This is a genomic window from Streptomyces sp. NPDC007917 (assembly GCF_042959105.1).
Lineage (GTDB): Bacteria > Actinomycetota > Actinomycetes > Streptomycetales > Streptomycetaceae > Streptomyces.
On record NZ_JBIBKK010000011.1, the window covers coordinates 170,796 to 184,192 of the forward strand.

Annotated in this window: 9 protein-coding genes; 7 read left to right on the top strand and 2 right to left on the bottom strand. The window is 69.7% G+C overall.

Annotated features, from left to right (window positions below; genetic code table 11):
* Positions 1-309: 309 nt before the first annotated feature.
* From rpsL to tuf, 4 genes are all read left to right on the top strand, one after another.
* The gene (gene rpsL / locus ACFZDL_RS23455) at positions 310-681 is read left to right on the top strand and encodes a 30S ribosomal protein S12 (protein ID WP_003948652.1); all 372 of its coding nucleotides are present in this window, start codon (positions 310-312) and stop codon (positions 679-681) included.
* A 2-nt stretch (positions 682-683) separates the two neighbouring features.
* Positions 684-1,154, top strand: a complete 471-nt coding sequence (rpsG, locus tag ACFZDL_RS23460) for a 30S ribosomal protein S7 (protein WP_030835073.1) — start codon at positions 684-686, stop codon at positions 1,152-1,154.
* Between the two features lie 38 nt (positions 1,155-1,192).
* Positions 1,193-3,316 carry an elongation factor G gene (gene fusA, locus ACFZDL_RS23465; RefSeq protein WP_353592293.1) on the top strand — a complete coding sequence of 708 codons (2,124 nt, stop codon included), beginning with the start codon at positions 1,193-1,195 and terminating at the stop codon, positions 3,314-3,316.
* 224 nt (positions 3,317-3,540) lie between these two features.
* A complete protein-coding gene (gene tuf, locus ACFZDL_RS23470; protein ID WP_353592294.1) occupies positions 3,541-4,734 on the top strand; it encodes an elongation factor Tu in 1,194 nt (397 codons plus the stop codon).
* A gap of 98 nt (positions 4,735-4,832) precedes the next feature.
* Here the strand turns inward: tuf and ACFZDL_RS23475 are convergent, their stop codons facing one another.
* Complete coding sequence (locus ACFZDL_RS23475) at positions 4,833-5,732, bottom strand: LysR family transcriptional regulator (RefSeq protein WP_353592295.1); 900 nt, start codon at positions 5,730-5,732, stop codon at positions 4,833-4,835.
* A gap of 273 nt (positions 5,733-6,005) precedes the next feature.
* Between ACFZDL_RS23475 and ACFZDL_RS23480 the strand changes: the two genes are divergently transcribed.
* Positions 6,006-7,385, top strand: coding sequence for a M20 family metallopeptidase (locus tag ACFZDL_RS23480; RefSeq protein WP_353592296.1), 1,380 nt, complete (start codon positions 6,006-6,008; stop codon positions 7,383-7,385).
* A 14-nt stretch (positions 7,386-7,399) separates the two neighbouring features.
* A complete protein-coding gene (locus ACFZDL_RS23485) occupies positions 7,400-8,734 on the top strand; it encodes an MFS transporter (RefSeq protein ID WP_353592297.1) in 1,335 nt (444 codons plus the stop codon).
* Positions 8,735-8,739: 5 nt separating this feature from the next.
* On the opposite strand, the gene ACFZDL_RS23490 is transcribed toward ACFZDL_RS23485, so the two are convergent.
* Positions 8,740-10,845, bottom strand: coding sequence for a PIG-L family deacetylase (locus tag ACFZDL_RS23490; protein ID WP_353592298.1), 2,106 nt, complete (start codon positions 10,843-10,845; stop codon positions 8,740-8,742).
* A gap of 272 nt (positions 10,846-11,117) precedes the next feature.
* Here ACFZDL_RS23490 and ACFZDL_RS23495 point away from each other — a divergent pair, with 272 nt between their 5' ends.
* A complete protein-coding gene (locus tag ACFZDL_RS23495; protein ID WP_353592299.1) occupies positions 11,118-13,337 on the top strand; it encodes a serine/threonine-protein kinase in 2,220 nt (739 codons plus the stop codon).
* The last annotated feature ends 60 nt before the right edge of the window (positions 13,338-13,397 follow it).

Sequence of the window (13,397 nt, forward strand, 5' to 3'; positions counted from 1 at the left end):
GTGGCCGCCCTGCGGCTATGCTGGCGGGCCGGTGTGCCCTGCCGCGTGTGCATTTGTTTTGACCGGAGCCGATGCGGTAGGTACGCTCTGACCTTGTGCCTGGGGTGTCCCTGGGCTCCCGTATGCGCACTCATCACCGGCCTCAGGGCCGGGAGGGGTCTCCCCGGGGGTCCGAGGTGTCGACACCGACAATCTGCACTCTCCCGCAATCTGCGCGGGGGTCTGCAGTGTGCGACACACCCGACCGCGTGGGTCGGAGAAACCCCAGGTTAGCTTTATCGAGACTGGCACACAGAAACCGGAGAAACGGTGCCTACGATCCAGCAGCTGGTCCGCAAGGGCCGGCAGGACAAGGTCGAGAAGAACAAGACGCCCGCGCTCGAGGGTTCCCCCCAGCGCCGTGGCGTCTGCACGCGTGTGTTCACGACCACCCCGAAGAAGCCGAACTCGGCCCTGCGTAAGGTCGCGCGTGTGCGTCTGACCAGCGGCATCGAGGTCACCGCTTACATTCCGGGTGAGGGCCACAACCTGCAGGAGCACTCCATCGTGCTCGTGCGTGGCGGTCGTGTGAAGGACCTGCCGGGTGTTCGTTACAAGATCATCCGCGGCTCCCTCGACACGCAGGGCGTCAAGAACCGCAAGCAGGCTCGCAGCCGCTACGGCGCCAAGAAGGAGAAGTAAGAATGCCTCGTAAGGGCCCCGCCCCGAAGCGCCCGGTCATCATCGACCCGGTCTACAACTCTCCTCTGGTGACCTCCCTCATCAACAAGGTGCTGCTGAACGGCAAGCGCTCCACCGCCGAGCGCATCGTCTACGGCGCCATGGAGGGGCTGCGCGAGAAGACCGGCAACGACCCGGTCATCACGCTCAAGCGCGCGCTTGAGAACGTGAAGCCGACCCTCGAGGTCCGCTCCCGCCGTGTCGGTGGCGCCACCTACCAGGTCCCGGTCGAGGTCCGCCCCGGCCGCTCCTCCACCCTCGCGCTGCGCTGGCTCGTGGGCTACTCCCGCGCCCGTCGCGAGAAGACCATGACCGAGCGTCTGATGAACGAGCTGCTGGACGCCAGCAACGGTCTGGGCGCCTCCGTCAAGCGTCGCGAGGACACCCACAAGATGGCCGAGTCCAACAAGGCCTTCGCGCACTACCGCTGGTAGTCGCTACCCCATCGAGAACCGAGAGAAGACTGAGCCATATGGCCACCACTTCACTTGACCTGGCCAAGGTCCGCAACATTGGGATCATGGCCCACATCGACGCGGGCAAGACGACCACCACCGAGCGGATCCTGTTCTACACCGGTGTGAGCTACAAGATCGGTGAGGTCCACGATGGCGCTGCCACCATGGACTGGATGGAGCAGGAGCAGGAGCGCGGCATCACGATCACGTCGGCCGCGACGACCTGTCACTGGCCGCTCGAGAACGTCGATCACACCATCAACATCATCGACACCCCGGGCCACGTCGACTTCACGGTCGAGGTGGAGCGCTCGCTGCGCGTGCTCGACGGCGCCGTGACGGTGTTCGACGGTGTGGCCGGTGTGGAGCCGCAGTCCGAGACTGTGTGGCGTCAGGCGGACCGCTACGGCGTTCCGCGTATCTGCTTCGTCAACAAGCTCGACCGCACCGGTGCCGAGTTCCACCGCTGTGTGGACATGATCGTGGACCGCCTGGGCGCGGTGCCGCTGGTCATGCAGCTGCCGATCGGTACCGAGGCCGACTTCAAGGGTGTCGTCGACCTCGTCACCATGAAGGCGCTGGTCTGGTCCGCCGAGGCGACCAAGGGCGAGATGTACGACACCGTCGACATCCCGGACACCCACCTCGAGGCCGCCGACGAGTGGCGCGGCAAGCTCCTCGAGGCCGTCGCCGAGAACGACGAGCAGATGATGGAGCTGTACCTGGAGGGCGAGGAGCCCACCGTGGAGCAGCTGTACGCGGCGATCCGCCGTATCACCATCGCCTCCACCGGCACCGAGGGCTCGCCGACGATCACCCCCGTGTTCTGTGGCACCGCCTTCAAGAACAAGGGTGTTCAGCCGCTGCTCGACGCGGTCGTGCGCTACCTCCCCTCGCCGCTGGACATCGAGGCCGTCGAGGGCCACTCGGTGAAGGACCCCGACGAGGTCATCAAGCGCAAGCCGTCGGACGACGAGCCGTTCGCCGGCCTGGCGTTCAAGATCATGAGCGACCCGCACCTCGGCAAGCTCACCTTCGTCCGGGTCTACTCGGGCCGTATGGAGACCGGCACCCAGGTGCAGAACTCCGTGAAGGGCAAGAAGGAGCGCATCGGCAAGATCTACCGGATGCACGCCAACAAGCGTGAGGAGATCGACTCGGTGGGTGCCGGCGACATCGTCGCCGTCATGGGTCTCAAGCAGACCACCACCGGTGAGACCCTCTGCGACCCGGCGAACCCGGTGATCCTTGAGTCGATGGACTTCCCGGCCCCGGTCATCGAGGTCGCCATCGAGCCCAAGTCGAAGGGCGACCAGGAGAAGCTGGGTGTGGCCATCCAGCGCCTCGCTGAGGAGGACCCGTCCTTCCGGGTCAAGACCAACGAGGAGACCGGCCAGACCATCATCGCGGGTATGGGCGAGCTGCACCTCGACGTGCTGGTCGACCGTATGAAGCGTGAGTTCAAGGTCGAGGCCAACGTCGGTAAGCCGCAGGTGGCCTACCGCGAGACGCTCCGCAAGAGCGTCGACCGGGTCGACTACACGCACAAGAAGCAGACCGGTGGTTCGGGCCAGTTCGCGAAGGTCCAGATCGCCATCGCGCCGCTCGAGGGCGACGGCTACGAGTTCGAGAACAAGGTCACCGGTGGCCGTATCCCGCGGGAGTACATCCCGTCCGTGGACGCGGGCTGCCAGGAGGCCATGGAGTTCGGCGTGCTCGCGGGCTACCCGCTGACCGGCGTCAAGGTCACGCTCCTCGACGGTGCGTACCACGAGGTCGACTCCTCCGAAATGGCCTTCAAGATCGCAGGCTCGATGGCCTTCAAGGAGGCCGCCCGCAAGGCCTCCCCGGCCCTGCTCGAGCCGATGATGAAGGTCGAGGTCACCACGCCCGAGGATTACATGGGTGACGTGATCGGTGACATCAACTCCCGCCGTGGACAGATCCAGTCCATGGAGGACCGCAGTGGCGCCAAGCTGGTCACCGGCCTGGTCCCGCTGTCGGAGATGTTCGGTTACGTGGGCGACCTCCGGAGCAAGACCTCCGGTCGCGCCAGCTACTCCATGCAGTTCGACTCCTACGCCGAGGTTCCCAAGAACGTCGCCGAGGAGATCATCGCGAAGGCCAAGGGCGAGTAAGGCGGGTTCATCCGCGTTTCTCACCCTTTAGGCTGGAGCAAAGGCATCGGGGCAATCCGTCGCAGATCGCTCATCGTGGCGTCTGTGGCGGGCCCCGGCCGCCGGCCCCCACACGAATACGGCGAAGGGCATCCCCCTCGGGGTCCTGGCCGGTTCGGTAAGACCACCTGAACCCATCCGCAAAATGTGGATGCGTTACAGAACCACTCCACAGGAGGACCCCAGTGGCGAAGGCGAAGTTCGAGCGGACTAAGCCGCACGTCAACATCGGCACCATCGGTCACATCGACCACGGTAAGACGACCCTTACCGCGGCGATCACCAAGGTGCTGCACGACAAGTACCCGGACCTGAACGAGGCCTCGGCCTTCGATCAGATCGACAAGGCTCCTGAGGAGCGTCAGCGCGGTATCACCATCTCCATCGCGCACGTCGAGTACCAGACCGAGTCGCGTCACTACGCGCACGTCGACTGCCCCGGTCACGCGGACTACATCAAGAACATGATCACCGGTGCGGCGCAGATGGACGGCGCCATCCTGGTGGTCGCCGCCACCGACGGCCCGATGCCGCAGACCAAGGAGCACGTGCTCCTGGCCCGCCAGGTCGGCGTTCCGTACATCGTCGTCGCCCTGAACAAGGCCGACATGGTGGACGACGAGGAGATCCTGGAGCTCGTCGAGCTCGAGGTGCGTGAGCTCCTCTCCGAGTACGAGTTCCCGGGCGACGACGTCCCGGTCGTGAAGGTCTCGGCGCTCAAGGCGCTCGAAGGCGACAAGGAGTGGGGCGAGTCCGTCCTCAACCTGATGAACGCCGTCGACGAGGCCATCCCGCAGCCGGAGCGCGACGTCGACAAGCCGTTCCTGATGCCGATCGAGGACGTCTTCACCATCACCGGTCGCGGTACGGTCGTCACCGGCCGTATCGAGCGCGGTGTGCTGAAGGTCAACGAGACCGTCGACATCATCGGCATCAAGACCGAGAAGACCACCACCACGGTCACCGGTATCGAGATGTTCCGCAAGCTGCTCGACGAGGGCCAGGCCGGTGAGAACGTCGGTCTGCTGCTCCGCGGCATCAAGCGCGAGGACGTCGAGCGCGGCCAGGTCATCATCAAGCCCGGTTCGGTCACCCCGCACACCGAGTTCGAGGCCCAGGCCTACATCCTGTCGAAGGACGAGGGTGGTCGCCACACCCCGTTCTTCAACAACTACCGTCCGCAGTTCTACTTCCGTACCACGGACGTGACGGGCGTTGTGACCCTCCCCGAGGGCACCGAGATGGTCATGCCGGGCGACAACACCGAGATGTCGGTCCAGCTGATCCAGCCGGTCGCCATGGAGGAGGGCCTGAAGTTCGCCATCCGTGAGGGTGGCCGGACCGTCGGCGCCGGCCAGGTCACCAAGATCGTCAAGTGACCTGAAGCTCTTCGGAGCGGGCTGTTCAAAGGCCCCGCACCCCCGTTCGCGAGGACGGTGGAGCGGGGCCTTTGGCATCTCTGGCGGCGCTTTGGTCGTTACGGCGCTTCGATGTGCTCGATCAGGTGGTCGCGGAACGCCGCGACCGCGGGCGGCAGCACCCGGCGGGCCATGGACTGGATCTGCACGCTGCGGCGGGACAGCTCCGGATTGCTGATCGGGACGAAGGCCAGCCCCTCGGTGTGCAGCAGCCGCCGGAAGGTGAGGTACCCGGCGAGGGTCACGCCCCCGTGGTTCTGTACGAAGCCCTGAAGCGCGCCGGAGTAGTTGCTGACGAAGGCCGGCTCGAAGGCCAGCCCCTCCAGGCTGACGCAGATGTCGAACAGCTGCCGGATCGTCGTACCCGGCTCCATGAGGGCGAGCGGGTACGGCAGCAGATCCGCGAGCGACACCTCCTCGCGCTCCGCGAGCGGATGGCCCGCGGGAACCAGCGCGTGGATCGGCTGCCGCCGCGAGTACTCCACCCTGACCCCCTCCTCCGGGGCCACGGAGTAGGTGACGGCCAGGTCCGCGGTGCCCTCGCGGACCTCCCGGGTGGCCTCCGCGGGGGAGGTGACGCGCAGCCGGAACCGTACGCCCGGAAATGACGCGCGGAACGCGACAACGGCCTCGGGGAGAAAGTCCCTCGCGAACCCCTCGGAACTCGCCAGTTTGATGGTGCTGTGGCCCAGCGCGTCCAGGCCGCGCAGATCCGCGAGAATCTGCTCGGATTCCAGCTGGCTGCGGCGGGCATAAGCGGCCAGCATCTCGCCCGCGTCGCTCAGCACCATGCCGCGCGGCCGCCGCTCGAACAGCGGGACGCCGATGTCGTGCTCCAGCTTGGCTATCTGCCGGCTGATCGCGGAGGCCGCGACCCGCAGCCGCTCCGACGCCTGGCTGATCGAGCCGGTGCGGGCGACCTCCAGGAAGTAGCGCAGCGGGATCCCGGTCAGGTCCATGCCGCACTCACCTCGATCGCTCACATTCCTCGGGCCCGTCGGCCGCGGCCCCGTCGGCAGCGGCCCCGTGACCCTACCCGGCCGGTGGCGCGGGGGCGACGCGCACATGAGCCTTGCCCGGCGGGCAACGCAGCCTTCGGAAAACGGTAATTGTCCCGGCGATCGGGCCTCACTAGCCTTCTGGCCCATACCCGGATATTCATTTCCGGCCGGTATTTCCCGCGTTCCCAGAAACCTGAGAAAGCGTTCCCAGAAACCTGAGAAAGGGGCACGGTGGCGCGCTCCACGGCGATTCGTCATGCCTGCGAATACTTCGACTCCGGCGCATTCCGCGCGGACCTGGAGCGGCGGGTCGCCCTGCCCACCGAGAGCCAGGACCCCGAGGGAGAGCCCCGGCTGCACGCCTATCTGGCAACCGAACTGCTCCCGGCCGTGGAGCGGCTCGGCGCCACCGCCCGGATCGTCGACAACCCCGCCCCCGGCGGCGGCCCCTTCCTGATCGCCGAGCGCCACGAGGGCGAGGGGCTGCCGACCGTACTGATGTACGGGCACGCCGATGTCGTCCCCGGCGACGCGGAGCGCTGGCGGCCCGGCCTCCACCCCTGGCGGCTGACCGTGGAGGGCGACCGCTGGTACGGGCGCGGCACCGCCGACAACAAGGGGCAGCACACCATCAACCTGGCGGCGCTCGAACAGGTGCTGCGCGCCCGGGGCGGCCGGCTGGGCTTCAACCTCAAAGTTCTGATCGAGACCGGTGAGGAGACCGGCTCGCCCGGCCTGCGCGCGCTCTGCGCCCGGCTGCGCGACGAGCTCGCCGCCGATCTGCTGATCGCCTCCGACGGGCCCCGCATCCGGGCGGACCGCCCGACGCTCTTCCTCGGCTCCCGCGGCGGGGTCAACTTCACCCTGCGCGTACCGCTGCGCGAGGGCGCCCACCACTCCGGCAACTGGGGCGGGCTGCTGCGCAACCCCGCGACCGTATTGGCCGCCGCCCTGGCGACCCTGGTCGACGGCCGCGGCCGGATCCTCGTCCCCGGGCTGCGGCCGCCCGAGATCCCGCCGAGCGTCAGGCGCGCCCTCGCCGACCTCCCCGTGGGCGGCGGCGCGGACGACCCCGACATCGACGAGGGCTGGGGCGAGCCTGGGCTCACCCCGGCCGAGCGGCTCATCGGCTGGAACACCCTCGAAGTGCTGGCCCTGTCCGCCGGGAATCCGGAGGCGCCCGTGGGCGCGATCCCCGGCTCCGCGACGGCCCACTGCCAGCTGCGCTTCGTGGTCGGCACGGACGCGGCGGGCGTCGGCCGGGCCCTGCGCGACCACCTCGACGCGCATGGCTTCCCCATGGTCGAGGTGGAGGTCGGCCGCGTCATGGCCGCGACCAGGACCGACCCGGACGAGCCGTGGGTGCGGTGGGCCGCGGACTCGGTGGCGCGCACCTGGGGCGGCCGGCCGGCCATCATGCCCAACCTCGGCGGCACCATCCCCAACGACGCGTTCGCCGAGGAACTGGGCCTGTGCACGGTCTGGATCCCGCACTCCTACCCCGCGTGCGCCCAGCACGCTCCGGACGAGCACCTGCTCGCACCGCTCGCGCGTGAGGCGCTCCAGATCATGGCCGGTCTCTTCTGGGACCTCGGAGAGCCCCGGGACTGAAAGGGAGAACACCCATGGACACGTCGCCCGCAGACACGAGAACCGCCGAGGACGCCGCCGAGGACCCGGACGGCCCGCCGGGTCGGGGCATCCCGCCCAAGGCCCATCGGGTGATCATCGCCGCGTCCGTCGGCAACGCCCTCGAATGGTTCGACATCGCGATCTACGGCTTCTTCGCGGCGACCATCGCCAAGCTGTTCTTCCCGTCCTCCGACGACACGGTCTCCCTGCTGCTGACCTTCGGCACCTTCGGCGTCTCGTACGTCGTACGGCCGGTCGGCGCGGTGGTGCTCGGCCGGTACGCGGACCGGGTGGGCCGCAAGGCGGCGCTGATGCTGTCGATCAAGCTGATGATGCTCGGCACGCTGCTGATCGCCGCCATGCCGACCTATGGCGTCATCGGCGTCGCCGCCCCGGTCGCGATCCTGCTGGCGAGGCTCATCCAGGGCTTCTCGGCGGGCGGCGAGTTCGGCAGCTCGACGGCCTTCCTGGTGGAGCACGCGCCGCGGATGCGGGGCTTCATGTCCAGCTGGCAGTTCGCCAGCCAAGGGGTCTCCACACTGCTCGCGGCGGCGTTCGGCACCGTCCTCACCAGCTCGCTCTCCAGCGCGCAGATGGAGTCGTGGGGGTGGCGGATCCCGTTCGTCTTCGGGCTGCTGATCGGCCCGGTCGGCTACTACATCCGCCGTCATGTGGACGAGGCCCCCGAGTTCACCCGCTCGGCGTCGGAGGGGGCGGGGGCCGAGCGGGGACCGGTGGCGGAGGTGCTGGGACACCACAAGGCCCGGGTGCTGCTCGCCATCGGCGTGCTCGCCGTCTCGACCGCGATCACGTACCTCATCACGTACATGCCCGTCTACGCGGTCAAGGAGCTGGACCTCCCGGCCTCCACCGGCTTCGCCGCGACCATGGTGACCGGCGCGGTCCTCACGGTCGTCACCCCGCTGATCGGCCTGTGGTCGGACCGGGCCGGCCGGATCCGGATCATGGCGGCCTTCGCCGCGCTGATCCTGCTGCTGCTCTACCCGACCTTCGCCTTCCTGGTCGCGCACCCCGGCTTCGGGGTGATCCTCGCGGTGATGTTCCTGGTCGGCGTGTTGAAGGCGGGATACTTCGGGGCGCTGCCCGCGCTGCTGTCCGACCTCTTCCCGGTGAGCAGCCGCGCCACGGGCATGTCGCTCAGCTACAACCTGGGCGTGATGCTCTTCGGCGGCACCACGCCGGTGGTGGTCGTCTGGCTGGTCGACGCGACCGGCAGCAAGCTGGCCATGACCTGGTACCTGTCGGCGCTGGCCCTGCTCAGCCTGGCCTGCGTGCTGCTCGCGCGCCGACGCTACGCCGTGCGGTGAGTCTCCTAAGCGTTGGATGTGGCGCGGGGCCGCCAGATCCAGGGGACGGCGCCGGGGGACATGCCCACCACGCGCACCTGCTCGCCCTTGCCCGCCAGCAGCGTCGGCGTGCCCACCGGGACCAGCCGGCTCGTGGGGCGCAGCGGTTTGGCGGTGGGTGTCGCGCCGTACTGGACCTGGACCTCGCCGTTCAGGGCCCGGCCCAGCAGCAGGAGCGGACCCTGGCGGCCGCCGGACGCGGCCAGGGCGTGGGCGGTGACCGGCCCGTAGCCCTCGAAGTGGGTCAGCGGCACGGAGCTGCCGCCGTCGTGGAGATACGGCACCGCACTGGCGGGCGGGCGGTAGACCAGCGCGATCGACCCGTCCGCGGAGGGCGCCGCGCCCGGCTGCCCGCCCGGCAGCGGCAGGCCCGCGAGCGGCCGGAACGCCACCGGGTCGCCCGGCCGGTCCTGGGCCCAGTAGTGCACGGTGTCCCGGCCCGCCGCGACGACATGCACCCGCGCCTGCCGGTCCAGCAGCACGGTCAGCCCGTCCTGTATCTCGCCGCCCTCCAGCCGCTGCCAGGGCCCCCACGTCCCGGCCGCGTCCCGTATCCGGGTCGCCAGGCCCTTGTCGGCGGTGCGTACGAAGAGGTGGACCCGGCCGTCCGGGGTGGCCACGGCCGCCGGGCAGCCGACGCGCCGCCCGTACTGGGGTTCGGAGTCGGGGGTGCCTAGGCCGGTCCAGGCCCGGAACGGCCCGCCCGGGGTGCGCTGCTCCAGCGCCACCAGCTCCCGGGTGTTGGCGCCGCCCTGCCCGTCCAGCGCGGAGAAGCGCAGCGCGATCAGCACATGGCGGCCGCGGGAGTCCCGTACCGCGCACAGCGCCGGGGCCAGCGGCCCGCCGCCCAGCCCGTGCGGGGCGCCGAAGCGCTGGCTGCCGGGGGCGGTCTCGCGCCACCGCACGGCCTGCGCGCCCAGCACGCCGTACGCCACGAGGCGGCCGTCGGAGTCGGTCAGCGGCGTGGGCAGGGCGCTGGGGTAGCGGTAGTGGGTGGAGCGGATCCAGCCCTTGCGGTTGGTCAGCGACCGGGTGCCGCCCTGGCCGTAGTCGCCGCAGCCCGCCGCGTTGCCGCAGCTCCACTGCGGGCTGCCGCCGTACGCCGCCACGGCGCGGGCCTTCTGGGCGACCACGGTGGGCGGCAGATTGTGCGGCCAGCGCTGGTTGTAGTAGCCGCGGAAGGAGGTGACCGTGAAGCGCGGCGCCCGCTTCTCGCGCCGTGACACCTCCTGTGCCCACTGCGCGATGGCCTTCCAGGTGAACAGCGCGACCGGGGTGTGGTCCCGGTGGTCGGAGCAGCCCGGCTGGTCGTTGTCGCGGGGGTGGGTGGCGTCGTGGACCTGGAAGTCGGGGTCGGGGTCCAGGGTGTGGATCACGGTGGGCCGGTAGCGGTCCATGATCCCGGCGAGCACGTCGACGAGCGTCTGGTGGCGGTAGGTGCTGGGGGTCCGGACCGGGGAGCCGGTGGCCATGAGCGTACGCATGAGGACGCCCGGGAGATCCCACAGGTGGGGGATGCGCACGTTCCCCGCGGACAGCATGGCGATGTTGAGGAAGATCAGCCGCACGCTGCGCCCGCCGTTCCCCAGGACGTTCGTCTCCGCCGTGACCCCGCCCGGCAGTTCCAGCACCGAGCGCCGCCAGCGGGTGAACTTGTCGAGCCCCAGCAGCTGTGCGTACGCCTGGCGCAGCCCCTGGTGGCGGGCGGCGGAGTAGGCGGCCTTGTCGGCGGCCGGCCGGGGCGTACCGGCCTCGCGGTTGATCCCTGCCGCCTCGCCCGCCGTGACGTACACGCAGACCACGGGCACCCCGGCGGTGAGCATGTGCTCGGCGTCCGGGTTCATGAAGTACAGGTCGTCGTCGGGGTGGGCGAGGACCTGCAGCAGCAGCGCGTTCTCGGTGTTCGCGAACGACTCGGCGGCGCGCGGCGACAGCGGCCGGGCCGGAATGGCCGAGGTGGGCGAGGGGCCCGAGGAACCGCTGCAGGCCGCGGTGGTGGCGGCGGTGAGTGCGGCCAGCGCGGCGAGTGCCTGCCTGCGCGTGGCGGCAGGCGAGGAGGACCGAATGTTCAACCTGGTGACCCCGTCCCGTTGTGCAGCACGTTGTCTCCGGCTGCTTCTCCGTGCTATGGGACGGTCAGTGATCTTGGAAGGTTGTCCGTCCCGGGCATGGTGTCGGTCACGAATCGGGCAAGAGTTGGTTTGAGGGTGCCCGGTCCGGGCAGATGTGGGGGCCGTTTGTACGCGACTGGCGCGGCAGCGGGGAGGGGCCCAAGTGACGGCTGCGCCCTCGGCGCCTGACCGCTACGCTTCGCTGCATTCTGCAGGGGTGTTGGGGGGCACGAATGGCGGCGCGGGTTCTGGCCGGGCGGTACGAACTGGTGCGGTTCGTCGGCCGCGGCGGTATGGGCGAGGTGTGGGAGGGCCGTGACCGGGTGATCGGGCGGCGGGTGGCGGTCAAGCTGCTTCCGCACGACAGTCGCGACACCGCCGCTGCCGACCTGTTCCGCCGCGAGGCCAACACCGCCGGAGCGCTGAACCATCCCGCTGTGGTCACCGTGCACGACTTCGGCGAGGACGAGGCGGACGGGTCGCTGTTCCTGGTCATGGAATTGCTCGTGGGGCGGGACCTGGCCTCGGTACTCCGCGAGGACGGCCCCCCGCCGGTGGCCACCGCGGTCGACTGGATCGCGCAGGCCGCGGCCGGGCTGGCCCGGGCACATGAGTCGGACGTCATCCACCGGGATCTGAAGCCGGCGAACCTGCACCTGGCCGTGGACGGGCGGGTGAAAATCCTTGATTTCGGCATCGCCCGGTTCATGGAGGCGCTGCCGTCGAGCAAGGTGATGGGGACGTTCCCGTACATGCCGCCGGAGCGATTCGACGGGCACTCCGGCGATCCACGCTCGGACCTGTACTCCCTCGGCTGCGTCCTCCACGAACTGCTCACCGGACAGCTCCCGTTCAACGCCACCAGCCCGGCGTCGATGATGAGCGCCCATCTGCACCGGGCCCCCGTGCCGCCGGGGCGTATCCGGCCCGGGGTGCCGGAGGCCCTGGACGACCTCGTCCTGGAACTGCTCGCCAAGGCGCCCGAGGACCGGCCGGTCTCCGCGGCCCGGGTCCACGACCGCCTCCGCGCCCTCTCGTCCCCGGCGGCCCCGGCGGCGGCCCCGGCGTCCTCCGGCCCGAGCCTGCACGACATGGTCACGCGCACGGCCGACGCGAGACCGGCCCGAGCAGGGCTGGTCACCCGGCGCAGGGCCTTGTGGCTCGGTGGCGCCGCCATCGCGGCCGGTGCGGGCATCCCGACCGGCTTCGCCCTTCTCGACCACGGGGAGTCCTCCGACGACGGGAAGTCTCCCGACCGCGGGACGCCGCCAACCGGGGCATGGTTCGCCGCCGGTGGCCAAAAGCTCTCACCCCCGGTGGTGGACGGCGGGACGGTGTACATCACGGGGCGGGACGTCCAGGACGGCACGGTGTACGCGCTGGACGGGGCCACCGGGAAGAAGAAGTGGTCCCGCCCCCTCAAGGACGGGGGCTACGGCCAAGCCGGCGCCAAGGAAGGCGACTCCCTGAACGTCCGGGCTCCGGAGGTGATCGGCGGAGCGGTGTACGTCATGGGCACGGCCGACAAACTCTGCGTCCTGGACGCGGCCACCGGAAAGAAGAAATGGGACTACGCCCCCGGCGGCAGCGTCTCCCGGCTGGCGACGGTCGGCGGGGCGGTGCAGGTGTACGTCTCGGACGATGAGGCCATCCACTCCTTGAACGCGGCCACCGGGGCCGAGAAGTGGGCTACGCGACGCGGAATCGGCGGCGTCACGGACTACCTGGCAGCGGACGGCCGGGCGGTGCACGTCTACATCGACGACAAGGGCGACATGGGGGCGCTCGACGCGGCCACCGGGAGGAAGAAGTGGGAGTTCACCGGCCGCTGGGCCGAGCGGCTGTGGGCGGCCGACGGGCTGGTGTACACCCGTACGGTCGTCGAGCCCATCAGTATGTGTGCGCTGGATGCGGCCACGGGCGCGCGGAAATGGGAGTTCGTCAGTCCCACCAACGCCTTTGACGGCCGCTCCTCCAGCGCCCACATGGGCACGGAGGTGGTCGGCGGGGTGGCATATGTCGTCGGGTCCTCCGCCGAGACGTATGACCAGAAGGTACACGCGCTGGACGCTGCCACCGGGAAGCAGAAGTGGTCCGTGCGCGCGGGAGACGGAGACGACCTGGGCTTCGGCGCGCTGACCGCGATCGATGGGGCGTTGTACGTACGCGGACGCGATCAGACGTACGCCCTGAGCATGGCCTCGGGGGAGACGAAGTGGTCGATCACCAGCCCTGACCGTCAGGAGTTGGTGGGTGCCGACGGGGTGGTCTACGTCAGCGAGACCGCCGACAACCCCCACGTCCAGGCGCTCCACGCGGCCACCGGCACGAGGAAGTGGACCTCCCCCATCAGCGGCGGCTCCCTGCGGATCGCGGGCGAGGTGCTGTATGTCGTCAGCAAGAACAAAGAAGCCGTGTACGCCCTGGACGCGGCCACAGGAGCAAGGATTTAGTCCGGGCGGACAATGAGGCTTCTCGATCTCGTGTGGGGTCTCGAACATGGAGATCCCGGA